General features: G+C 67.9%; 18 protein-coding genes. 10 read left to right on the top strand and 8 right to left on the bottom strand.

From position 1 onward, the window contains the following. The first annotated feature begins 2 nt into the window (after positions 1-2). Positions 3-605 carry a lysophospholipid acyltransferase family protein gene (locus ACVOKU_RS12755; protein ID WP_053518437.1) on the top strand — a complete coding sequence of 201 codons (603 nt, stop codon included), beginning with the start codon at positions 3-5 and terminating at the stop codon, positions 603-605. A gap of 111 nt (positions 606-716) precedes the next feature. After that, positions 717-2,873: a peptidyl-dipeptidase Dcp gene (gene dcp, locus ACVOKU_RS12750; protein WP_481560095.1), complete on the top strand. Its 2,157-nt coding sequence runs from the start codon at positions 717-719 to the stop codon at positions 2,871-2,873. A gap of 146 nt (positions 2,874-3,019) precedes the next feature. On the opposite strand, the gene ACVOKU_RS12745 is transcribed toward dcp, so the two are convergent. Both ACVOKU_RS12745 and ACVOKU_RS12740 read right to left on the bottom strand, forming a co-directional pair. Next, the gene (locus tag ACVOKU_RS12745) at positions 3,020-3,466 is read right to left on the bottom strand and encodes a hypothetical protein (protein WP_053518439.1); all 447 of its coding nucleotides are present in this window, start codon (positions 3,464-3,466) and stop codon (positions 3,020-3,022) included. 3 nt (positions 3,467-3,469) lie between these two features. Continuing rightward, positions 3,470-3,871 carry a hypothetical protein gene (locus ACVOKU_RS12740; RefSeq protein ID WP_065174177.1) on the bottom strand — a complete coding sequence of 134 codons (402 nt, stop codon included), beginning with the start codon at positions 3,869-3,871 and terminating at the stop codon, positions 3,470-3,472. A 213-nt stretch (positions 3,872-4,084) separates the two neighbouring features. On the opposite strand from ACVOKU_RS12740, the gene lepB reads away from it, so the two are divergent. Together lepB and ACVOKU_RS12730 are read left to right on the top strand one after the other, a co-directional pair. Further along, positions 4,085-4,711, top strand: coding sequence for a signal peptidase I (lepB, locus tag ACVOKU_RS12735; RefSeq protein ID WP_065174178.1), 627 nt, complete (start codon positions 4,085-4,087; stop codon positions 4,709-4,711). Between the two features lie 122 nt (positions 4,712-4,833). Then, positions 4,834-6,090: an MFS transporter gene (locus ACVOKU_RS12730; RefSeq protein ID WP_065182046.1), complete on the top strand. Its 1,257-nt coding sequence runs from the start codon at positions 4,834-4,836 to the stop codon at positions 6,088-6,090. 87 nt (positions 6,091-6,177) lie between these two features. Here the strand turns inward: ACVOKU_RS12730 and ACVOKU_RS12725 are convergent, their stop codons facing one another. Continuing rightward, the gene (locus ACVOKU_RS12725) at positions 6,178-7,086 is read right to left on the bottom strand and encodes a LysR family transcriptional regulator (RefSeq protein WP_053520468.1); all 909 of its coding nucleotides are present in this window, start codon (positions 7,084-7,086) and stop codon (positions 6,178-6,180) included. A gap of 308 nt (positions 7,087-7,394) precedes the next feature. Continuing rightward, positions 7,395-8,363, bottom strand: coding sequence for a LysR family transcriptional regulator (locus tag ACVOKU_RS12720; RefSeq protein WP_164151111.1), 969 nt, complete (start codon positions 8,361-8,363; stop codon positions 7,395-7,397). Positions 8,364-8,472: 109 nt separating this feature from the next. On the opposite strand from ACVOKU_RS12720, the gene aceB reads away from it, so the two are divergent. The 4 genes from aceB to ACVOKU_RS12700 all read left to right on the top strand — a co-directional run bounded on the left by aceB (position 8,473) and on the right by ACVOKU_RS12700 (position 15,383). After that, complete coding sequence (gene aceB, locus ACVOKU_RS12715; RefSeq protein ID WP_481560094.1) at positions 8,473-10,095, top strand: malate synthase A; 1,623 nt, start codon at positions 8,473-8,475, stop codon at positions 10,093-10,095. Positions 10,096-10,159: 64 nt separating this feature from the next. Then, positions 10,160-11,452, top strand: a complete 1,293-nt coding sequence (aceA, locus tag ACVOKU_RS12710; protein WP_053518608.1) for an isocitrate lyase — start codon at positions 10,160-10,162, stop codon at positions 11,450-11,452. Positions 11,453-11,809: 357 nt separating this feature from the next. Further along, positions 11,810-12,850: a GGDEF domain-containing protein gene (locus ACVOKU_RS12705; protein WP_481560093.1), complete on the top strand. Its 1,041-nt coding sequence runs from the start codon at positions 11,810-11,812 to the stop codon at positions 12,848-12,850. 16 nt (positions 12,851-12,866) lie between these two features. After that, positions 12,867-15,383 (top strand): putative peptide modification system cyclase, encoded by a 2,517-nt coding sequence (locus ACVOKU_RS12700; protein ID WP_481560092.1) that lies wholly within the window; start codon positions 12,867-12,869, stop codon positions 15,381-15,383. A gap of 7 nt (positions 15,384-15,390) precedes the next feature. Here the strand turns inward: ACVOKU_RS12700 and ACVOKU_RS12695 are convergent, their stop codons facing one another. Then, positions 15,391-15,675 (bottom strand): NHLP-related RiPP peptide, encoded by a 285-nt coding sequence (locus tag ACVOKU_RS12695; RefSeq protein WP_053518604.1) that lies wholly within the window; start codon positions 15,673-15,675, stop codon positions 15,391-15,393. 118 nt (positions 15,676-15,793) lie between these two features. On the opposite strand from ACVOKU_RS12695, the gene ACVOKU_RS12690 reads away from it, so the two are divergent. After that, complete coding sequence (locus tag ACVOKU_RS12690; RefSeq protein ID WP_481560091.1) at positions 15,794-16,963, top strand: putative peptide maturation dehydrogenase; 1,170 nt, start codon at positions 15,794-15,796, stop codon at positions 16,961-16,963. 6 nt (positions 16,964-16,969) lie between these two features. On the opposite strand, the gene ACVOKU_RS12685 is transcribed toward ACVOKU_RS12690, so the two are convergent. From ACVOKU_RS12685 to ACVOKU_RS12675, 3 genes are read right to left on the bottom strand one after another with little or no spacing between them, the layout of a single operon-like run. Next, the gene (locus ACVOKU_RS12685) at positions 16,970-18,952 is read right to left on the bottom strand and encodes an acetyl/propionyl/methylcrotonyl-CoA carboxylase subunit alpha (RefSeq protein WP_481560090.1); all 1,983 of its coding nucleotides are present in this window, start codon (positions 18,950-18,952) and stop codon (positions 16,970-16,972) included. Positions 18,953-18,978: 26 nt separating this feature from the next. Then, entirely contained in the window at positions 18,979-20,589 is a 1,611-nt protein-coding gene (locus ACVOKU_RS12680) for a carboxyl transferase domain-containing protein (RefSeq protein WP_065174183.1), read from the bottom strand. 9 nt (positions 20,590-20,598) lie between these two features. After that, positions 20,599-21,762, bottom strand: a complete 1,164-nt coding sequence (locus ACVOKU_RS12675) for an isovaleryl-CoA dehydrogenase (RefSeq protein WP_481560089.1) — start codon at positions 21,760-21,762, stop codon at positions 20,599-20,601. Positions 21,763-21,917: 155 nt separating this feature from the next. On the opposite strand from ACVOKU_RS12675, the gene ACVOKU_RS12670 reads away from it, so the two are divergent. Then, complete coding sequence (locus ACVOKU_RS12670) at positions 21,918-22,535, top strand: TetR/AcrR family transcriptional regulator (RefSeq protein WP_053518597.1); 618 nt, start codon at positions 21,918-21,920, stop codon at positions 22,533-22,535. Positions 22,536-22,617 lie beyond the last annotated feature (82 nt).

Here is a 22,617-nt window from a genome sequence, read left to right as displayed (position 1 = left end):
GCTTGAACAACCCGACTCCGTTGCTGCCGGCCATCCCGCCGAACATGCCGCAGGTCAGATCCAACCCGTTCCTGCGCTGGCTGGCGCGCTGCACCCTGCGCATGGGCGGCTGGAAGGTGGTCGGCACCCTGCCGGACATCCCGAAGCTGGTCTTCATCATCGCCCCGCATTCGTCCAACTGGGACGGGTTCTGGGGCATGGCGGCCAAGATCGCACTGGGCATGAAGGTCAAGGTGCTGGGCAAGGCGTCGCTGTTCTGGTGGCCGCTGGGCCCGCTGCTGCACCGGCTGGGCGTGATCCCGCTGGACCGCAGCTCGCCGCAGGGAACCGTCGGCCAGGCCGTGGACCTGATCCGCAACAACGACAGGATGTGGTTCGCGATCACCCCGGAAGGCACCCGCAAGGCGGTCAAGGAATGGAAGGCCGGATTCCTGAAGATCGCGCGGATGGCCGACGTGCCGATCCTGACCGCCTATTTCCATTATCCGGAGAAGGTCATCGGCGTCGGTCCGCTGTTCCATCCCACCGGCGATGACGTGGCCGACATGGCCGCCATCCGCGAGTTCTATCGGCCCTGGATCGGCAAGACCCGCGGCACGGTCTGAGCCGGCCGCCCGTGAAGGTCCAGAGGCCACGTCCGGCACATGCCGGGCGAGCGCGACAGGAGTAGGGTGGACGGCCGGCATCCCATCCCGTCTGCCCAAGGAGCGTTTTACATGTCGCGTACCGTAGTCCTGGCCGCCGCCATCAGCCTGGCGCTGGCGGCCTGTTCCGGCAAGGAGTCCACCCCCGTGTCCGCAGCCCAGAATACCCCGGCCCAGCAGCCGGCCGATGCCTCCACCAACCCGCTGCTGAGCGCCAGCACGCTGCCGTTCCAGGCGCCGCCGTTCGACAAGATCAAGGACAGCGACTACCTGCCGGCGTTCGAGGAAGGCATGCGCCAGCACCTGGCCGACGTGCGCAAGATCGCCGACAACAGCGAGCCGGCCACCTTCGACAACACCATCGTGGCGATGGAGCGCAGCGGCGAGACCCTGACCCGCGTGTCGCGCATCTTCTTCGGCCTGGTGCAGGCCGATACCAACGATGCACGCCAGAAGATCCAGGAAGAAGTCGCGCCGAAACTGGCCGCGCACCAGGACGAGATCAGCCTCGACCCGAAGCTGTTCGCACGCGTGAAGTCGCTGTACGACCAGCGTGACACGCTGGGCCTGGACCCGGTGCAGAAGCGTCTGGTCGAGCATTACTACGACGGCCTGGTACGTGCCGGTGCGCAGCTGTCCGACGCCGACAAGGCCAGCCTGCGCAAGCTCAACGTGGAAGAGACCACGCTTTCCACCCAGTTCCATACCCGCCTGGTCGCGGCCACTGCTGCCGCTGCCGTCATCGTGGACGACAAGGCCAAGCTGGCCGGCCTGGATGAGAACGCGATCAACACCGCCGCTGCCGATGCGAAGGCGCGCAAGCTTGATGGCAAGTTCCTGCTGCCGCTGCAGAACACCACCCAGCAGCCGGTGCTCGGTTCGCTGAGTGACCGCGACCAGCGCGCCGCCGTGCTCAAGGCCTCGGAAACCCGCGCCGAGCGCGGTGATGCCAACGACACCCGCCAGACCGTGCAGCGCCTGGCCCAGCTGCGTGCGCAGAAGGCCAAGCTGCTGGGTTTCGAAACCTTCGCCGACTACCAGCTGGGCGACCAGATGGCCAAGACCCCGGCCGCCGCGCTGAAGCTGCTGACCGACACCGTGCCGGCTGCCACCGCCAAGGCACGTGCCGAAGCCGGCGAGATCCAGAAGGTGATCGACGCGCAGAAGGGCGGTTTCCAGGTTGCGGCCTCGGACTGGGACTTCTACGCCGAGCAGGTACGCAAGGCCAAGTACGATCTGGATGAGTCGCAGATCAAGCCCTATTTCGAGCTGGACAACGTGCTGCAGAACGGCGTCTTCTACGCCGCCACCCAGCTGTACGGCATCACCTTCAAGCCACGTACCGACATCCCGACCTACCACCCGGACATGAAGGTGTACGAAGTGTTCGACAAGGACGGCACCTCGCTGGCCCTGTTCTACACCGACTACTTCAAGCGTGACAGCAAGTCCGGTGGCGCGTGGATGGACGTGTTCGTCGAGCAGGATGGCCTGACCGGCGCCAAGCCGGTGGTCTACAACGTCTGCAACTTCACCAAGCCGGCCGAAGGCCAGCCGGCGCTGTTGAGCTTCGACGACGTCACCACCCTGTTCCACGAGTTCGGCCACGCCCTGCACGGCATGTTCTCGAACGTGAAGTACCCCTCGATCGCCGGTACGGCCACCTCGCGCGATTTCGTCGAGTTCCCGTCGCAGTTCAACGAGCACTGGGCGCTGGATCCGAAGGTGTTCGCCAACTACGCCAAGAACTACAAGACCGGCGAGCCGATGCCGCAGGAACTGGTCGACAAGATCCTCAAGGCGCGCAGCTTCAACCAGGGCTACGCCACCACCGAGTACCTGTCGGCTGCGCTGCTGGACCTGGCCTGGCACACGCAGAAGGCCGACGCGCCGCTGCAGGATGTGGGAGCCTTCGAAGCCAGCGCGCTGAAGAAGTTCAAGGTCGATCTGCCGCAGGTTCCGCCGCGCTACCGCACCACCTACTTCGACCACATCTGGGGCGGTGGCTACTCGGCCGGCTACTACGCCTACTTCTGGGCGGAAGTGCTCGACCATGACGCCTTCCAGTGGTTCACCGAGAACGGTGGCCTGACCGCGGCCAATGGCCAGGAATTCCGCGACAAGATCCTCTCGCGCGGCAACAGCGTGGAGCTGTCGACCCTGTACCGCGATTTCCGCGGCAAGGACCCGTCGGTGGAACCGCTGCTGAAGTTCCGCGGGCTGAAGTAAGAAAGCGAAAACGGCGGGGGCGACCCCGCCGTTTTTCTTTCTGTAGCGTCGAGCCATGCTCGACGTTCTTCTGTAGAGCCGAGCCCATGCTCGGCTGAGGTTTCCTGGAAAGGCAGCCGAGCATGGGCTCGGCTCTACAAACAGCGTTACGTCCCCACGTGCACCCGGTTCGCCTGTTCGGCAAGGCCCAGGTGATCCAGCGCGATATCCAGCGCCAGCACGTAGCTCTGCGCGCCATAGCCGGCGGCGATGCCCAGGCGCTGGCCGATGCCGGCCGGCAGACAGGGCTCAGCCACCGCGCCGTCGTCATGCACCTCTACGTAGGCGTTGTGCAGATAAGGCAGCAGGCGCTGCAGACGCAGGCTGCCGGCACACGCGCCGGGATCGAGCAATGTCACTTCGCCGCGGCTGTGATCGGCCACGCGCAGGGCATCCAGCAGTTCCTGTTCCGAACCGCAGGCACGGATGGCCACGCTGGTGCCGGCATCGATCGCACGGTGTACCAGCGACTTCAGTACCGGTGCCGGCAGCGGCAGTGCGGTACGGATCAATGTGCCGGCCGCTTCCGGGCCGCGGATGATGAAGATCGACATGGCTCAGCCCTCCTGCGCCAGGCGGCGGCCGACGATGGCCAGCGACAGCGGATAACCCGCCTGCTGGCTGCGCTGGTCGACCACCACCGCGGCCGGCCCATGCTGCAGGCGCAGGCGCGCGTCCAGGCCGGGTTCGCGGGCGCTCTGCAGCTCGATGTACTGCGCCGGCAGCCGCTCCAGGGCGGCCTGCAGCGCGCTGCCCTCGGCCTGCCATTGCGCCTCGTCGGCCACGCCCACGTCCAGCAGTACCCAGTCGGCCGAGCGCGCCTGCGGCTGGCACAGGCACTGGCGCACTTCGGACAGGCTGGCGCAGTCGCTGCACAGCACGCGGTGGCCGGACAACTGCGCCGGCAGCTGCGGACGCGGTGCCGATGAAGAGGCGTGGCGGATCACCAGGAGGGTCATACAACACCTTGCGGAAAGCGCCGTTCGGCGCGGTGGGCAGACGATGCGCGCAGTGCCCGTAAAGGTGCGATGCCGGGCGCCGGGCCCGGGCGTAAAACCTGCGTAACCCTGCATCGGCAGCGCCGGGCGCTCGCCGGGCATGGCCCGGCGCTACCGGGAACCTCTTGCACCCGGATGGGGTCTGAAGACCCTGCCACCCCATCGGAACCTGACATGGATGCTGTTGCCCGACCGCCGTTCCCGCAACGCGCTCTCGCCTGGTTGAAGAAGGAGGCGCTGCCGCTGCTGCTCATGCTGGGCCTGCTTGCCGCCGCCCGCGACACCCTCGCCAATCATTACGTGGTGCCCAGTGGCTCGATGCAGCCGACCCTGCAGCCCGGTGACCGGGTGGTGGTGGACATGCGTGCCTATGGCCTGCGCCTGCCGTTCACCAACACGTCCCTGCTGTCCACCGGCCAGCCGCAGCGCGGCGAGGTGGCGGTGTTCGATTCGCCTGCCGACGGCACCCGCCTGATCAAGCGGGTCGCCGCCGTGGCCGGCGACCACGTGCAACTGCACGAGGGCCACCTGAGCATCAACGGCCACCCGCTGCAGATGGCCGACCTGCAGGACGTGGAGGCCTTCGGCAGCCGCCGTGCGCGCCTGGACCTGGACATGGGCGGTGGTCCCGACATTGCGGACCTGGTGGTACCGGCCGGCAAGCTGCTGGTACTGGGGGATCATCGCGGCAACAGTTTCGATGGCCGCTTCTTCGGCTTCGTCGACGCCGACAAGGTCTACGGGCGCGCGGTGGCCGTCTACTACCGCCGCGGCGATGGCTTCCAGTGGCAGCACCTGTGAGCTGAATCGATACGTCAGGGATATCAATCCTGACTTTTCAGGTTATGGATCGACTGGGTAGACGGGCCTAGTCTGGGGCCCGTTCCCTCCACCCCGGCCGCCCCCAACGGCCCATCGATCCCATGACTGGCGAAACCGCCGCGGCCCCCGAACGTCGCTTCCCTCCTGCCGATTCCAGCCCCGAAACGCGCATCCAGCAGGGCACGCCAGCGTTCCGCCGCACGGCGGTCGCGCTGTTCCTGGCCGGCTTCTCCACCTTTGGCCTGCTGTACACGGTGCAGCCGTTGCTGCCCGAGTTCAGCCGCCACTTCGGCGTCTCCGCCGCCGGCAGCGCGATGTCGCTGTCACTGACCACCGGCACGCTGGCCGTGGCGATGCTGCTGGCCGGGCTGCTGTCCGACGCCGTGGGCCGCAGGCCGTTGATGATCGTCGCCCTGCTGGCCTCGGCCATCCTCTCGCTGAGTACCGCCCTGGTCGATGACTGGACCACGCTGCTGGTGCTGCGCACCCTGCTGGGCCTGGCCCTGAGTGGCGTGCCGGCGGTGGCGATGACCTATCTGGTCGAAGAAATGGACAGCCGCGCACTGGGCCTGGCGATGGGCCTGTACATCGGCGGCAACGCGATCGGTGGCATGAGCGGGCGCCTGCTCGCCGGCATCATCGCCGATCATTGGGGGTGGCGCTGGGGCATCGGCGTGGTCTCGATCATCGCCGTGGCCAGCACCGTGCTGCTGTGGCTGCAGCTGCCGCCATCGCGGCATTTCCAGGCCCGTCGCGGCGGCCTGCGCCAGCTGCCGTCGCGCTGGCGCACGTTGTTCGCCGATCCCGGCCTGCCGTGGCTGTTCGCCACCTCCTTCGTGTTGATGGGTGTGTTCGTCACCCTCTACAACTACCTCGGCTATCACCTGCTGGCGCCGCCGTACCACCTCAGCCAGACCGTGGTCGGGCTGATCTTCAGCGTCTACCTGGTCGGTACGTTCAGCTCGGCCTGGATGGGCCAACAGGCCACGCGGTACGGCCGTGGGCGCGTCCTGTCGATCTCCTTCGTGCTTATCGGTGCCGGCATCGCGCTGCTGGCGATGCCGTGGCTGACCACGATGGCGCTGGGCATCGCGCTGGTGACCTTCGGCTTCTTCGGCGGTCATTCGGTCGCCAGCAGCTGGGTCGGCAGCCGGGCGGGCATGATGCGCGCGGAAGCCTCGGCACTGTATCTGTTCGCCTACTACCTGGGGTCGAGCGTGCTGGGCGGTGTGGGCGGGCTTGCCTACGCCGCCTGGGACTGGCTGGGGGTGTGCGCGTTCGCGGCCGTGCTGACCCTGCTTGGCGGTGGCATCGTCTGGGCGTTGCAGCAGCGCGCCCCGCAGCCGGTGACGGCCTGATGCTCGCCGGGCATGGCCCGGCGCTACCGTTCTCGACCCTGACCGGGTAGCGCCGGGCCATGCCCGGCGAGCGCGCAGCGCGGCGCTTCACTCTTCGGCGAATGCGCCGCGCAGCAGGCCGGCGAAGTTGCGGATCAGCGGCGTCACTCCCTCACGGCGCCATGCCAGCTGCACCTCCGAGTGCGCGCCGGCATCGGCCAGCGCGACAAAGCGCGCGCCTTCCACCCGGATGTGGTCGCACGAGGACGGCAGGATCGCCGCACCCAGGCCAGCCGCCGCCAGGCTGATCAGCGTGGACGCCTCACCGGCTTCCTGCACGATGCGTGGAGTGAATCCGGCAGCCGCGCACAGCGCGATCATGTGGTCATGGATGCCGGCGCCGGCACTGCGTCGAAAGGCCACGAACGGTTCCTGCGCGAACGCACGCAGCGACAGCGTTCCCTGTTCCGGGAGCCGGCGCAGGGCAGGGTGGTCGGCATGCACGATCAACGCCAGCGGATCGACGAACAGGCTGTGCGCAACCAGTTCCGGCGGCAGCGCGCGCTTGCGGATGATGCCCACGTCCAGTGAACCGTCGAGCAGGGCGTCGATCTGCTGCAGCGTGTTCATCTCGCTCAGCTGCAGCCGCACCTGCGGATACTGCTGGCGGTAGCGCAGGATCGAGCGCGGAATCTGCGGCGACAGCGGTGTGGCCCGGGTCAGTCCGATATGCAGCTCACCCTGTTCGCCGCGCTGTGCGCGCTGCACCTCGTCCACTGCCGTCTCCACCTGCTGCACGATGGCCCGCGCGCGTTCCTGCAGCAGTTCACCGGCAGGCGTCAGCTGCACGCGGCGATGGCTGCGCACGAACAGGCGCGCCCCGATCAGGTCCTCCAGCTGGCGGATCTGCTGGCTGAGCGGCGGCTGCGACATGCCCAGCCGCTCGGCCGCCTGGCCGAAGTGCAGGGTCTCGGCAACGGCGAGGAAATAGCGCAGGTGGCGCAGTTCGATGGACATGCGCCCAGTCTATTCATCGCCAGCCGGAAATGAATCAGAGGTTGGATCTGACCCCGTGCCGACCAACGGTCGGCATCCGCCAACAGCAGCTGGCACTAAACAGCAGAGGGAAACTGTCGAAGGCGGGGTGGGTCCGGTTGCGGGGGTGTGAGCGGCATGGATGCCGCGACCAAGCCCCCATGGACGGGTTTACGGCGTCCCCCGCAACCGGACCCACCCCGCCGTCCCACACATAGCCAGCTGTTGCCCTTGCTTCGGCTTGAGGCTTCGGCAGGTGCAGGGCGGCAGCCCTGCAAACCAGAACCCCCTCACCGCTCGGAATGCCCGCTCTGGTCGTAGTCGCGCGGACTGAACAGTTCCGGCTGGATCAGCTCGATGAACGCCCGTGCCTGCGCCGACAGCGCCTTGCCGCGGCGCACGATCACGCCATAGCTGCGCTCCGGGAACCAGCGCTTCATCGACCGCGCCGCCAGCCGCTCGTGGTCGGCCTCGTTCAGGCACAGCGCCGGCACGATGGAAATACCCATGCCCATCGCCACGTACTGCTTGATCACTTCCCAGCCGCCCACCTCGAGGGCGACGGTGTACGCGATGCGATGGCGCTGGAACACCTGGTCGACCAGACGGTAGGTGATCTGCCGCTTCGGCGGCAGCACCAGCGGATAGCGGGCGATGTCGGCCAGCTCCAGCTCCGCGCCCCGGGCCAGCGGATGGTCATGCGGCGCGATCAGCACCTGCTCGAAACGATAGGCCGGGGCGTAGCTGAGGTCGGCGGGCACGTCGGTCATCGAGCCGATGGCCAGGTCAGCGGCGTCCTCGCGCAGCAGGTCGGTGCCGTCCGCGCTGATCGCGTTGTGCAGGGTCAGGCGCACGTCCGGGTGATGCATGCGGAAGCGCTCGACGATCTTCGGCAGCAGGTACAGGATGGTCGAACTGTTGGCCGCGATGTTCAGTTCGCCCGCATCCAGCCCGCGCACCTTGTCGCGGAAGCGCGCCTCCAGCCCGTCCAGGCTCTCCACCAGCGGTTGCGCCATTTCGTACAGCAGCTGGCCCTCGCGGCTGGGCACCAGGCGGCGGCCGCTGCGCTCGAACAGCGGTACGCCCAGCTCCCGCTCCAGCGCCTGCAACTGCAGGCTGATGGCCGGCTGGCTGACGAAAAGCGCCTCAGCCGCCCGTGAGACTGAACCCAGGCGCACGGTCTGGCAGAACGCACGCAAGGGTTTCAGACGGTCGGATTTGTAGGAAAAACGAGGACTTGGCGAGCTGCGCGTGGTCATGGCGTAACGAGTATTAGCACAATTTATGTAAAGCATTGCAAAAACTGTTTTGCCAAATACTGAGCGCCAGCGGCACGGTGGAGACGTTCCCCACTGCTGGAGTCGTCCCATGTCCGCCGTCGCTTCTGCTGTTCCCTCCCCCGCCGCCAAGGCCACGCCCGGCATCGCCCTGGCGACCCGGGTGGCCGGCCAGGACACCCTGCTGCCGGCGCCGCTGCTGGCCCTGCTGGTGTCGCTGCACCGGGCGGTGGAGCCGGGCCGGCAGGCGCGGCTGCAGGCCCGCCGTGAGCGCCAGGCGTTCTTCGACCGCGGCGGCCTGCCGGATTTCCGTGAGGACACCGCCGCGATCCGCAGCGGCGACTGGACCGTCGCACCCCTGCCGGCCGCGCTGCAGGACCGCCGCGTCGAGATCACCGGCCCCACCGATCCGAAAATGGTCATCAACGCGCTGAACTCCGGCGCCAAAGTGTTCATGGCTGACTTCGAGGATTCGACCTCGCCGACCTGGCGCAACCTGCTGGCCGGGCAGCAGTCGCTGGCCGCTGCGGTGCGTGGTGACCTGGAGTTCACCGCGGCCAACGGCAAGCACTACACCCTGCGCCCGTACGACGAGCAGGCCGTGCTGATCGTGCGCCCGCGTGGCTGGCACCTGGACGAGAAGCACGTCCGCATCGATGGCCAGTTCCTGGCCGGTGGCCTGTTCGACGCGGCGGTGTTCGCCTTCCACAACGCCCGCACGCTGCAGCGCAAGGATCGTGGCCCGTACTTCTACCTGCCCAAGCTGCAGAGCATGGAAGAGGCGGCCCTGTGGGAGACCGCGCTGTCGCACATCGAAGGCATGCTGGGCCTGCCGCACGGGCAGATCAAGGTGACCGTGCTGATCGAAACGCTGCCGGCGGTGTTCGAGATGGACGAGATCCTGCACGCGCTGCGCGACCGCATCGTCGGCCTGAACTGCGGGCGCTGGGACTACATCTTCTCCTACCTGAAGACCTTCCGCCGCCACGCCGACCGCGTGCTGCCCGAGCGCGGCCAGGTCACCATGACCCAGCCGTTCCTGAAGGCGTATTCGGAACTGCTGATCCAGACGTGCCACCGCCGGGGGGCACATGCGATGGGCGGCATGGCGGCGCAGATTCCGATCAACAACGACGCCGCTGCCAACGAGCAGGCGATGGCGCGTGTGCGTGCCGACAAGCTGCGCGAGGTGAGTGCAGGCCATGACGGCACCTGGGTCGCGCATCCGGCGCTGATTCCGGTGGCGATGGCGATCTTCGACGAGCACATGCCTGCGCCCAACCAGCACCACGTCCTGCGTCAGGACGTGCGCGTGGGCCGCGACGAACTGATCGCGCGTCCGCCGGGCACCATCACCCGCGCCGGCTTCGAGGGCAATGTCGAAGTCTGCGTGCGCTACCTGGCCGCGTGGCTGGACGGCAACGGTTGCGTTCCCATCCATCACCTGATGGAAGACGCGGCCACCGCCGAGATCAGCCGCAGCCAGTTGTGGCAGTGGTTGCATACCCCGGGCCAGCAGCTGGACGACGGCACTGCCATCGACCTGGCACTGCTCGACACCACCCTGGAGCAGCTGCCCGCACGCCTGGGTGATACCACGGCGCTGCCCGGCGGCGCGCGCATCGGCGAAGCCATCGCCCTGCTTGGCGAACTGAGCCGCAACGATGAACTGACCGACTTCCTGACCCTGCCGGCCTACGCGCGCATCGACTGATCCCCGCGCCCGTTTCCACGCCGCTTCCCTTCCCGCTGCACGCACCACTGAACTGGAGATAGACATGAGCACCCTGCCCACTGCCGAACAGATCCAGCACGACTGGGATACCAACCCGCGCTGGGAAGGCATCCAGCGCAACTACAGCGCCGCTGACGTGGTGCGCCTGCGCGGCACCGTCCATATCGAGCATTCGCTGGCCCGGCTGGGCGCGGAGAAGCTGTGGAAGTCGCTGCACGAGCGCGAGTTCGTCAACGCGCTGGGCGCACTGACCGGCAACCAGGCCATGCAGCAGGTCAAGGCCGGCCTGAAGGCGATCTACCTGTCCGGCTGGCAGGTGGCGGCCGATGCCAACCTGGCCGGGCAGATGTATCCGGACCAGTCGCTGTATCCGGCCGATTCTGTGCCGGCGGTGGTCAAGCGCATCAACAACACGCTGCTGCGCGCCGACCAGCTGCATCACGCTGAAGGCAAGGACGACATCGATTTCCTGCAGCCGATCGTGGCCGATGCCGAGGCCGGTTTCGGTGGCGTGCTCAATGCCTTTGAACTGATGAAGGCGATGATCGAAGCCGGCGCCGCGGGTGTGCATTTCGAGGACCAGCTGGCATCGGTGAAGAAGTGCGGCCACATGGGCGGCAAGGTGCTGGTGCCGACCCGCGAGGCCATCGAGAAGCTCAACGCGGCGCGGCTGGCGGCCGATGTGCTGGGTGTGCCGACCCTGCTGGTGGCGCGCACCGACGCTGAAGCGGCCGACCTGTTGACCAGTGACATCGACGGCAACGATAAGCCGTTCACCACCGGCGAGCGCACCGTCGAAGGCTTCTACAAAACCCGCAACGGCCTGGAACAGGCCATCAGCCGCGGCCTGGCCTATGCACCGTATGCCGATCTGGTGTGGTGCGAGACCGGCAAGCCGGACCTGGAGTTCGCGCGCAGGTTCGCCGAAGCCATCCATGCGAAGTTCCCCGGCAAGCTGCTGGCCTACAACTGCTCGCCGAGCTTCAACTGGAAGAAGAACCTGGACGACGCCACCATCGCCAAGTTCCAGAAGGAGCTGGGCAGCTATGGCTACAAGTTCCAGTTCATCACCCTGGCCGGTTTCCATGCACTGAACTACGGCATGTTCAACCTGGCCCACGGTTATGCGCGCCGGCAGATGAGCGCCTTCGTCGAGCTGCAGGAGGCGGAGTTCGAAGCAGCCGAACGCGGCTTCACCGCAGTCAAGCACCAGCGCGAGGTCGGCACCGGCTACTTCGACGCGGTCACCCAGGCGATCCAGCAGGGACAGTCCTCCACCACCGCGCTGACCGGTTCGACCGAAGAAGAGCAGTTCCACAGCGAACGCGCGGCCTGATCCAACGGTGGCCGTGCGATCGGCTGCCGACACCGCTCAGGGTGGCCAGGGAAGGGCCAGACAACGCCGGCCGGTCGGGGGACCTGCCGGCGTTGTTGTATCCCCTCGCCGCGGTCCCGCATGGCACCCGCGTCAATCGGGCGCACGCCTCGTCACGCAACTTGGCCCAAACCCTGTGAAGACGGGCATCAGCTTGATCCGGCAGGAATTTTTACGGACAGTCGTGCTCCCAAGGTGCACCCCCCGGTCTCCACGCACCTACCGGCTGTCGATTCGTAAAAATGAGATAGGGCGCACACTTTAAAGCGGTGCTATGCTCCGCGGCTCACCAGGGGACGCTGGCGGCGGGTGCAGGGAATGACCGGCAGGGGTGCGGCCGAGAACACTGATGCAACGACCGGTATCGCCCATGTGGCGATGGCCGAGATCGTGCATGCGCTGCTGTCCGATGCCGAAGTCGCATTGTTCGCCAGATTCGGCCGGCCGCTCCGGCTCGAAGCCGGGCAGTGGCTGTTCCAGCGCGGCCATCGTGGCGAGCGCATGTACGTGATCCTGGAAGGCCGGATCGAACTGGATTTCGGCGAGGATCTGGTGATCAAGGTCCTCGGCCACCAGGAGTTCTTCGGCGAGCTGGGCCTGCTGGTCGGCGATCACCTGCGCAGTGCCGGTGCACGTGCGCTGGTCGATTGCCAGGTGCTGGAACTGGGGCCGGCCGATTTCCAGCGCCTGGTCGATGCCGATCCAGGGCTGGTGGCCTACTTCCTGCGCCGTACGATCATGCGCGTGCTGACCAACGAGCAGGCCCTGATCAGCCAGCTTCGGCGCCGCAACCACGATCTGGAAACGGCGCTCGACAATCTGTACATCACCACCCACCAGCTCACGCACACCCGCGAGCTGGTGCGTACCGACGAGCTGACCGGGCTGCACAACCGCCGCGGGCTGACCCTGTACCTGCAGGAGTGCCGGGCCGATGGGCGGGGCGCACCGCAGGGCCTGCTGCTGATCGACTGTGATCGCTTCAAGCAGATCAACGACCGGCACGGCCACCAGGCCGGCGACCGGGTGCTGCAGAGCATGGGCAACATCCTGCGCTCGATGGCCGGCGAGCACGACCTGGCCTGCCGCCTGGGCGGCGATGAGTTCTGCCTCATCCTGCGGCGCGGCACCCACGAAATCGTGCAGCATGCCGCCGAGTTCATCCTCAGCGCGGTGCATGGCCTGCTCGAACGCAGCCATGGCACGCCCCATGTGAGCCTGGTGAGCATCGGCGCCAGCTTGCTGGCGCCGGATGCGGACTGGAGCGAGTGGTATGCGCGCGCGGACCGCGCGCTGTACCAGGCCAAGCGCGATGGCGGCAACTGCCTGCGCTGGGTGGACGTGCCGGACGGGCACTAGAGCGGAGACACCGGTGATGAAGGGCGACAAAGGAACGTCGGCGCCACACAACCAGCAGCTGCGCGCGCTGCTGTTCACCGACCTGTGCGATTCGCTGCAGCTGGTTGAACGGATCGGCGATGTGGCGGCGGCCGAGCTGTTCCAGCAGCATGACCGTCTGGTGCTGGGTCTGCAGCAGCGCTGGAACGGGCAGCTGATCGACCGTTCCGACGGCCTGTTCGTACTGTTCGAGCGCACCATCGATGGCGTCGGTTTTGCCCTGGCCTACCAGACTGCGGTGGAGGCGCTGGGGCGTGAGCGCGGCATCGTGCTGCGCGCGCGTGCGGGCCTGCATGTCGGCGACGTGCTGTTGTGGAACAACAGTGCCGAAGCAATGGCCCATGGCGCTAAGCCGGTGGAGGTGGAGGGCCTGGCCAAGCCGATGGCGGCGCGGCTGATGCAGCTGGCCTGGCCGGGCCAGGTGCTGCTGTCGTCCACCGCCGAGCACATGGCACGGCGCGCTACCTCCACGCTGCCCTGGGCCAGCGAGGCGCTGCGCTGGAAGCACCATGGGCGCTGGCGCTTCAAGGGCATCACCGAGCGCCAGGATGTGTTCGAGATCGGCCTGCGTGGCAGTGCGCCGCTGCGTCGACCGCGCTCGGGCGAGAAGGCATGGCGCGATCTACCCTTGTGGCGGCGTCCCGCGGCCGTGGTCACCGAGGCCGCGCTGGCGGTGACGCTGGGCGTGCTGCTGTGGATGCTGCTGCGCCCGGCGCCGGCCATCGCCTTCGCCGAACGGGACTGGGTGATCCTGGCTGCGGTGCAGAACACCACCGCCTATCCGCAGCTGGACAGCAGCCTGGAGCAGGCGCTGTACATCAGCCTGGGTCAGTCACGTTTCGTCAACATCCTCAGCGAGTTGAAGGTGCGCGATACCCTGCAGCTGATGCAGCGCTCGCCACAGGCACGGCTCGACCGAGGCCTGGCCATCGAGGTGGCCCTGCGCGACGGCGCGCGCGCGGTGCTGGTACCGAGCGTGCTCGAGCTCAACGGCAAGGTGCGGGTCAGTGTCGAAGTGGTCGATCCGCACAGCGGGCAGACCGTGTATACGCGCTACGCCGATGGTCGAGGCTTGGAATCGATCCTGACCTCCACCGACCACGTGGTGGCGGCGCTGCGCGCCGACCTGGGCGAAGCGTTGCGTGATGTCGGTCGCGATCAGCGACCGCTGCCCACCGTGGCGACGGCCAATCTCGATGCCCTGCATGCCTACGCCAAGGGCGTCGATGCCACGGCGGCCGCCCGCTACGACGACGCACTGATGTTCTACGAGCAGGCCACCCGGCTCGATCCCGCATTCGCCTTTGCCTATGTGGGGCAGATGACCATCCAGCACGCCAAGGGCAACTTGGAGCAGGCCGCCGTGCTGTACCGAAAGGCGGTCAGCCAGCGTGCCCACCTGACCGCACGCGACCAGCTGTACCTGGACGCGTGGGCAGCGGATTTCGCAGGTGCACCGCCCATGCGCATCGCCGACAAGTGGCGCCTGCTGACCGAGCTGTACCCGGACGACCCGGCCGGTTGGATGAACTACGCCAAGATCCTGTACACCCAGGGCGACTATGACGGCGCCCTGGCCGCAACACAGCCGCTGCTGGCCCGCCAGCATTCTCGGCGTGCACTGGTGCTGGTGTTCGTGGCGCGGGTGCAGCTGGCCCGTGGCGAAGTCGCCGCAGCCGAAGCGGCGCTGCGTGGCGCACGCCTTCATCCGGGCTGGAATGGCGATGGCATGGAGCCGGTGATCGCCGCGCTGGCTGGTGATTTCGAGGCCGCCAATGCCGGCTTTGCGGCGATGCCCGTATCGGGGCCGGGGACGCGCATGCTGCGCGCGGCGGTGCTGGCCATGCAGGAGCGCGCGCACGAGGCAGCCACCGACATGCGGCAGGTGGCTGCCCAGTGCACGACGGTCGGTGGGCTGTGCGACATCTACGCGCTGCAGGCACTGGCCTGGCGCGAACAGGAAGGCGACCACGTGACGGCGCAGGAATACCTGCGTGTGCTGGACCGGGCGCTGGCCGCGGTCGACCGCCGCCATCCTGCGCCAGCGCGCCGCAATGCATTCATCGCCCTGGCGGCGGCCTATCATGCCGCGCGCGCAGGCCACGCATCGGTGGTGATGCAGCGCAGGGACCCGCTGCAGGCTCTGCCCGAGCGCGACGCGGATCCGCGTCTGCGCGAGCTCTGGAACCTGCTGCGTGCCCGCATGGCCTTCGACCAGGGTGATCTGGATCAGGCGCAGGACCTGCTGGCGCAGCAGCCCTCGGCGAACCTGTTCCAGTGGCGGGTGCTGCAGCTGGATCTGGTGACCGCGCGCGGCGACCAGGCCGCGGTCGCACGGCAGGCGGCGTGGCTGCAGCGCCATGCCGGCCTGGCATTTGCTGAAGACACCGGTGACTACGCTCTGTTGCCGCTGAACGCGATGGATGTGCAGCGGCTGGCGGCAGGCCGCGCCGCCGCAGTGATGCCTGACAAGGGCACGGTGGCCGCGCCCTGAGGCCGGTCTATCGATCCAGGCCGGGCAGGCCATCCTCGAACAGGAACGGCACGGTGAACGAGGCACGCGCGTCCAGCAGCTCGCGCAGGCGCGGAGCGGCCTTGGCGAACTCGGCCTTGCTGCCCAGCGTGGCCAGCGGCGTATGGCAGGCGCGCACGCAGTCTTCATCGGCGCCCAGATCAAGCAGTGCCTGGCCCGGATCCGCGGCGAAAGCCTTGCGGAAGTCATCGTCGCTGGACAGGCGTTCCAGCAGCTGCTGGACGACGTGGGTGGGAAGTGGTGAAGAAGACATGGCGTGCAACCGACGGGCTGGGAAAATGGAAGTATCGGCAGCGATCGTGCGAAGTTGATGGCAGGCACGTGCATCGCGCTATGATCGGCGCCCCCGCAGGCCTTTCGATTGCACGCCGATGAGATTCCGCCGTTGCCGGACACTGTTCGTCGAGCCGGTCGAACGCCCGGCCTTTGCATTGGCCGACCTGATGGCCGGCGGCACCGGGGTGACCTTCGAACAGCGGCTGCAGGTGCGTACCGCCCACCTGCCTTCGGCATGCGAGATCGATGCCGACAGCTGCGCCTGGCTGTTGGCCTGCAGCGCTGAGCACTGGCAGCCGATGCCGGAGGATGCGGCATGCCGCCGTCGTGTACTGGCGCTGCTGCAGCAGGGACTGCTGGTGAGCGACGATCCGGCCCATGCCGAGGCCTGTGCGGCGGAGCAGCGCGTGCGCGAGAGCCACTGGTGGCCGCTGTCGGCGCTGCACTACCAGCAATCCTGCTGGGATGGCGTGGACAGCAGCGCGGACATGCAGCGTCAGCAGCTGGTGACCGCGCGCGACCTGGTCCGCAGCTTCGGCAATCCGCCGCCGGAGGCGCCGCCACGCCAGCACGGCGCGCTTGCGCTGCCCCGCTGCGATGATGATCCAATGCAGGAACTGCTGCAGGCGCGTGCCACCTGCCGGAACTTCGACGCGACCCGCCCGCTGCCGCTGCCGTTGCTGGCACGGCTGCTGCAGCAGGTGCTGATGGCGCAGGCACAGGTGGAAACCGATCCGGACGTGCGGTTCCTGAAGAAGAACGTGCCCTCGGCCGGCAGCCTGCATCCGCTGGAAGCCTATCTGATGGTGCGCGACGTGCAGGGCCTGGCGCCGGGGCTCTACCATTACCACGCAGTCGCGCATGAACTGGCCCCGCTGCCGGTGCAGCCCGACGATCCCGCAGGGTTCCGCCTGCGTCTGCTGGCAGGCCAGCACTGGTTCGCCGATGCCCACGTGCTGCTGGTACTGGTGTGCCGCTTCGAGCGCACCTTCTGGAAGTACCGCAACCACGCCAAGGCATACCGTGCGGTCATGCTCGACGCCGGGCACATCTCGCAGGCGTTCTACAGCGCGGCCACCGCACAGGGCCTGGGCGCGTTCGTCACGGCGGCCATCAACGAGGCCGAGGCCGCGCGCGCGCTTGCCCTGCAGCCGATGGCGGAAGGCGCGCTGGCGGTATGCGGCTTCGGCTGGCGTGCGGCAACGATGCAGACCTCGGAGATGGACCCGGCGGGCCGTGTCTGGCCCGCCAGGATCACGCCGTAGCGTGGCTCAGGCCGCTTCGAAGTCGACCAGCACCGCGCCGTCGCCGACCTGGTCGCCGGCCTTCGCCCGGTAACCCTTCACTGTGCCGTCGGCCGGTGCCTGCAGGGTGTGCTCCATCTTCATCGCCTCGAGTACCACCAGCGGCGTGCCGCGCTTGACCTGGGCACCGGCCTCGACCAGCGTGGCCACGATCCTGCCGGGCATCGGCGCCAGCAGGCTGCCTGCATCGGCCACCGCATGCTCCGACTCGCCGACCGGGTCGTGCAGGGTGAAGCGGTGCTGACCATCGGCGCCGAACAGATACAGCTGGTCGCCCTCGCGCAGCAGCTGCAGTGACCAGCGACAGCCGTCCAGCTGCACCGTCAGGTGCTCGCCGTCGAGGCGGCCGAGCACCGTCCGGGGAGCCGCATCATCACATTGCACCCGCCAGCCATCGGCCTGTGCCCACACCTTCAGCACGTGCCGGCGCTCTCCCTGCTGCAGCGGCAGCACGCGGGGCGCCGGCGCACCCAGGCGCCAGCCATCCTGTGCCCGCCAGGGCGAATGGGGATCGCGCGGGTCGCTGCCGGCGCCGGCCGTGCTGGCAACCGCGGCGACCGCGGCCAGCTGCCACAGTGCATCGTCGCTGTCACCGATGGCGCTCAAGGCGGCCTGCTCGCGTTCGATCAGTGCGGTATCCAGCCGGGCGTGCGCGAATGAATCGGTGTGGACCAGCCGGCGCAGGAAACCGGCATTGGTGGTCACGCCCACCACCTGGCAGTCAGCCAGCGCCTGGCTCATGCGGCGCAATGCGCTGTCGCGGTCCACATCCCAGACGATCAGCTTGGCGATCATCGGGTCGTAATACGGCGTGATGGCGTCGCCTTCCTCCACGCCGGTATCCACGCGCACGTTGGCCGAGGCCGCCGGCAGGCGCAGGCGGCGCAGGGTACCGGTGGACGGCAGGAAGCCGCGGTCGGCATCTTCGGCGTACAGCCGTGCTTCGATCGCGTGGCCTTGGATGGCCAGCTGGTCCTGGCGCAGCGGCAGTGGCTGGCCACAGGCCACGCGGAGCTGCCATTCCACCAGGTCGGTACCGGTGATGAACTCGGTGACCGGGTGCTCGACCTGCAGCCGGGTGTTCATTTCCATGAAGTAGAAATCACCGTCCGGGCCGGCGATGAACTCCACCGTGCCCGCGCCGACGTAGCCCACCGCGCGTGCAGCGTCGACCGCCGCCTGGCCCATCGCCGCGCGGCGCTCGGCACTCATGCCCGGTGCCGGGGCTTCTTCCAGCACTTTCTGGTGCCGGCGTTGCACCGAGCAGTCACGCTCGAACAGGTAGACCGCATCACCGTGGCTGTCGCCGAACACCTGGATCTCGATATGGCGCGGTCGCTCGACATACTTCTCGACCAGCACGTGCTCGTTGCCGAACGCCGAGGCGGCCTCGCGCTGGCAGCTGGCCAGCGCATCGATGAAGTCCTCGCTGCGTTCGACCTTGCGCATGCCCTTGCCGCCACCGCCGGCGCTGGCCTTGATCAGCACCGGATAGCCGATCGTATCGGCCTGCGCGCGCAGGAAGCCCGGCGCCTGCTGGTCACCGTGATAACCCGGCGTCAGCGGCACGCCGGCTTTGGCCATCAAGGCCTTGGCCGCGCTCTTGTCACCCATCGCGCGGATCGCGCTGGCCGGCGGCCCGATGAAGGTGATGCCGGCGGCGGCACAGGCATCGGCGAAGTCGGCGTTCTCGGACAGGAAGCCGTATCCGGGATGGATCGCCTGCGCGCCGCTCCGGCGTGCGGCGTCGAGCAGGGCCTCGCCGCGCAGATAGCTCTCGCGTGCGGCGGCCGGTCCGATGTGGATGGCCTCGTCGGCCAGGCGCACGTGGCGGGCATTGCGGTCCGCATCGGAATACACCGCCACGGTGGCGATGCCGAGGCGGCGGCAGGTGGCGATGACGCGGCAGGCGATTTCGCCACGGTTGGCGATCAGGACTTTGGTGAACATGGCGACAGGCTCGGTCATGGCGCGGGTTACATGCGGAACACGCCGAAGCGCGTCTGCTGCGGGGCGGCGTTGAGGCTGGCCGACAGCGCCAGGGCCAATACCCGGCGGGTATCGGCCGGATCGATCACGCCGTCGTCCCACAGGCGCGCGCTGGCGTAGTACGGGTGGCCCTGCTGCTCGAACTGCTCGCGGATCGGCGCCTTGAACGCGTCCTCTTCCGCAGCGGGCCATTGCCCGCCCTTGGCTTCGATGCCATCGCGACGTACCGTGGCCAGCACGCTGGCGGCCTGTTCGCCACCCATCACGCCGATGCGTGCGTTGGGCCACATCCACAGGAAGTTCGGCGAATAGGCCCGCCCACACATGCCGTAGTTGCCGGCGCCAAACGAGCCGCCGATCACCACGGTGAACTTGGGCACCTTCGCGCAGGCGACCGCCATCACCAGCTTGGCACCGTCCTTGGCGATACCGCCCTGTTCGTACTTGCGCCCGACCATGAAGCCGGTGATGTTCTGCAGGAACAGCAGCGGGATGCCGCGCTGGGTGCACAGCTCGATGAAGTGCGCGCCCTTCAGGGCGGACTCGGAGAACAGGATGCCGTTGTTGGCGATGATGCCGATCGGGTAGCCGTTCAGATGGGCGAAGCCGGTGACCAGGGTGGCGCCATAGCGCGGCTTGAACTCATCGAAGCGCGAGCCATCGACCAGGCGTGCGATCACCTCGCGCACGTCGTAGGGCTTGCGCGTGTCGGCCGGGATCACGCCGTACAGTTCGTGCGCCGGCAGCAACGGTTCCTCCGGCGGCTGCATCGCCATCGCCGGTTCCGGCTTGCGCCAGTTCAGCTGGGCGATGATTGCGCGGACCCGTGCCAGCGCCTGCAGGTCGTTGTCGGCCATGTGGTCGGCCACGCCGGAAATGCGCGTGTGCACGTCGGCGCCGCCCAGTTCCTCGGCCGTCACCACTTCGCCGGTGGCCGCCTTCACCAGCGGCGGGCCGCCGAGGAAGATGGTGCCCTGCTCGCGCACGATCACCGTTTCATCGCTCATCGCCGGCACGTAGGCCCCGCCGGCGGTGCAGCTGCCCATGACGCAGGCGATCTGCGGGATGCCCTGCGCGGACAGGTTGGCCTGGTTGTAGAAGATGCGGCCGAAATGGTCGCGGTCGGGGAACACCTCGTCCTGCAGCGGCAGGAAGGCGCCACCGGAGTCGACCAGATAGATGCACGGCAGGTGGTTCTGCTCGGCGATCTCCTGTGCACGCAGGTGCTTCTTCACCGTCATCGGGTAATAGGTGCCGCCCTTGACCGTGGCATCGTTGGCCACGATCACGCACTCCACGCCGCTGACCCGGCCGATGCCGGCGACCACGCCGGCTGCCGGCACAGCGTCGTCATACATGCCATGAGCAGCCAGCGGCGCGATTTCCAGGAAGGCACTGCCGGCATCGAGCAGGGCGTCGATGCGGTCGCGTACCAGCAGCTTGCCGCGCGCGGTGTGCTTGGCGCGTGCCGCCTCGCTGCCGCCCAGGGCAGTGCGGGCGAGGGTGGCGTGCAGATCGTCGACCACGGCCTGCATCGCCGCGCGGTTGCTTTCAAACGTGTCGCTGCCCGGTTGCAGCTGGCTGTTCAGGACGGTCATGGGGTGGCCTTACAGAGTGCGCTGGAACAATTCACGGCCGATCAGCATGCGGCGGATCTCCGACGTGCCCGCACCGATCTCGTACAGCTTGGCGTCGCGCCACAGGCGGCCGGTCGGGTACTCGTTGATGTAGCCGTTGCCACCGAGGATCTGGATCGCCTGCCCGGTCAGCCAGGTGGCCTTCTCGGCGGCGTACAGGATCGCACCGGCCGCGTCCTGGCGGGTGGTACGGCCCTGGTCGCAGGCGCGTGCCACGGCGTACACGTAGGCGCGGCAGGCGCCCAGGCCCACGTACATGTCGGCGATCTTGGCCTGGATCAGCTGGAAGCTGCCGATCGCTTCGCCGAACTGGTGGCGTTCGTGCACGTACGGCATCACCACGTCCATGGCCGCAGCCATCAGCCCCAGCGGGCCGCCGGACAGCACCACGCGCTCGTAGTCCAGGCCGGACATCAGCACGCGCACGCCACCGCCGACGCTGCCGAGCACGTTCTCTTCGGGAATCTCGCAGTCCTGGAACACCAGCTCGCAGGTCGGCGAGGAGCGCATGCCCAGCTTGTCCAGCTTCTGCGCGGAGGAGAAACCCGGCATGCCCTTTTCAACCAGGAAGGCGGTGATGCCCCTGGCGCCGGCGTCCATGTCGGTTTTGGCATAGACCACCAGCACATCGGCGTCCGGGCCGTTGGTGATCCACATCTTGTTGCCGTTGAGGACATAGCGATCGCCGCGCTTGTCGGCGCGCAGCTTCATCGATACCACGTCCGAACCGGCGCCGGGTTCGCTCATCGCCAGTGCGCCCACCTTGGCGCCGCTGCACAGGTCGGGCAGGAAGCGCTGTTTCTGCGCCTCGCTGCCGTTCTTGCGCAGCTGGTTCACGCACAGGTTGGAGTGCGCGCCGTAGGACAGGCCGATGCCGCCGGAGGCGCGCGAGACTTCTTCCATCGCCACCACGTGGGCCAGGTAGCCCATGCCGGTACCGCCGTATTCTTCCTCGACGGTAAGGCCGAGCAGGCCCTGTTCGCCCAGTTTCGGCCACAGTGCCTGCGGGAACCGGTTGGTCGCATCGGCCTCGGCCGCCAGCGGCGCGATCTCGGCGGCGGCAAAATGGGCCACGCTCTGGCGCAGCAGGTCGATCTCTTCACCGAGATCGAAGTTCAGGGATGGCACGTGCATTACAGCGGCTCCACGGCGGCAAAGTGGGGGATGGACGCACCCAGGGCTTGCCGGCGATGGTTTCCAGGACCGCGCCGGCACGGGCAAGGCCCCAGCGTAACGGGGTTCGGGAAAGAAGTGAACACAAATTCAAAAATTGAAAACAGAATCAAAACATGGCCTACAAACGCTCTGCACTGATGGAAGAACGCCTGGCCGGGGCCCGCGAGCGGATCCTGCTGGCAACCCGTGAACGGGTCGCCACCGGCGGCTGGCGAAACGCCCCGGTGACCGCCGTGGCAACCCAGGCGGGGGTCTCCACCGGCCTGATCTACCGTCATTTCCCCTCCAAGGCCGACCTGTTCGTGGAGGTGCTCAACGCGGCGGTGGCCCATGAAGTGGCGATCATGGAACGCATCGCCAGCGGCCCGGAGGCCGCCAGCGAGCGCCTGCGGCTGGCCATCGCCGCCTTCGTGCGTCGCGCTCTGGCGGGTCCGGGGCTGGCCCACGCCTTCATCGTCGAACCGGTCGATCCGGACGTGGAAGCCGAGCGCATGCGCGGCCGCCGTGCCTTCGGTGATGTGTTCCTGCGCCTGGTGGAGGAAGGCGTGGCCGCCGGCGAACTGCCTGCGCAGGATGCGCATGTGGCGGCCGCGTGCCTGGTCGGTGCCTTCACCGAAGCGATGGTTGGCCCGACCGCGCCCAGCCGTGAAGCGCATCGCGACGAGGATGCGCTGGTCGACGCCATCTGCAGCTTCTGCCTGCGTGCCATCGGCGCACCGGTAAACCGGTAGTGCCGGGGCCCTACCCCCGGCGAAATAGGGCCCAGGGGGGCACCCCGGCATGCCCCCCGCGACACCCAAGAGAGCGATACCC

This window comes from Stenotrophomonas sp. STEN147 (assembly GCF_056757995.1).
The sequence above is the reverse complement of the archived record's forward strand: the minus strand, read 5'-3'. Positions and strand labels throughout refer to the sequence as shown.

What these genes read in the sequence shown, in the direction of transcription:
- dcp (WP_481560095.1), top strand. Translation starts at nt 717, where the DNA reads ATGTCGCGTACCGTAGTCCTGGCCGCCGCCATCAGCCTGGCGCTGGCG.
- ACVOKU_RS12745 (WP_053518439.1), bottom strand. Translation starts at nt 3,466, where the DNA reads ATGTCGATCTTCATCATCCGCGGCCCGGAAGCGGCCGGCACATTGATC.
- ACVOKU_RS12740 (WP_065174177.1), bottom strand. Translation starts at nt 3,871, where the DNA reads ATGACCCTCCTGGTGATCCGCCACGCCTCTTCATCGGCACCGCGTCCG.
- lepB (WP_065174178.1), top strand. Translation starts at nt 4,085, where the DNA reads ATGGATGCTGTTGCCCGACCGCCGTTCCCGCAACGCGCTCTCGCCTGG.
- ACVOKU_RS12730 (WP_065182046.1), top strand. Translation starts at nt 4,834, where the DNA reads ATGACTGGCGAAACCGCCGCGGCCCCCGAACGTCGCTTCCCTCCTGCC.
- ACVOKU_RS12725 (WP_053520468.1), bottom strand. Translation starts at nt 7,086, where the DNA reads ATGTCCATCGAACTGCGCCACCTGCGCTATTTCCTCGCCGTTGCCGAG.
- ACVOKU_RS12720 (WP_164151111.1), bottom strand. Translation starts at nt 8,363, where the DNA reads ATGACCACGCGCAGCTCGCCAAGTCCTCGTTTTTCCTACAAATCCGAC.
- aceB (WP_481560094.1), top strand. Translation starts at nt 8,473, where the DNA reads ATGTCCGCCGTCGCTTCTGCTGTTCCCTCCCCCGCCGCCAAGGCCACG.
- aceA (WP_053518608.1), top strand. Translation starts at nt 10,160, where the DNA reads ATGAGCACCCTGCCCACTGCCGAACAGATCCAGCACGACTGGGATACC.
- ACVOKU_RS12705 (WP_481560093.1), top strand. Translation starts at nt 11,810, where the DNA reads ATGACCGGCAGGGGTGCGGCCGAGAACACTGATGCAACGACCGGTATC.
- ACVOKU_RS12700 (WP_481560092.1), top strand. Translation starts at nt 12,867, where the DNA reads ATGAAGGGCGACAAAGGAACGTCGGCGCCACACAACCAGCAGCTGCGC.
- ACVOKU_RS12695 (WP_053518604.1), bottom strand. Translation starts at nt 15,675, where the DNA reads ATGTCTTCTTCACCACTTCCCACCCACGTCGTCCAGCAGCTGCTGGAA.
- ACVOKU_RS12690 (WP_481560091.1), top strand. Translation starts at nt 15,794, where the DNA reads ATGAGATTCCGCCGTTGCCGGACACTGTTCGTCGAGCCGGTCGAACGC.
- ACVOKU_RS12685 (WP_481560090.1), bottom strand. Translation starts at nt 18,952, where the DNA reads ATGTTCACCAAAGTCCTGATCGCCAACCGTGGCGAAATCGCCTGCCGC.
- ACVOKU_RS12680 (WP_065174183.1), bottom strand. Translation starts at nt 20,589, where the DNA reads ATGACCGTCCTGAACAGCCAGCTGCAACCGGGCAGCGACACGTTTGAA.
- ACVOKU_RS12675 (WP_481560089.1), bottom strand. Translation starts at nt 21,762, where the DNA reads ATGCACGTGCCATCCCTGAACTTCGATCTCGGTGAAGAGATCGACCTG.
- ACVOKU_RS12670 (WP_053518597.1), top strand. Translation starts at nt 21,918, where the DNA reads ATGGCCTACAAACGCTCTGCACTGATGGAAGAACGCCTGGCCGGGGCC.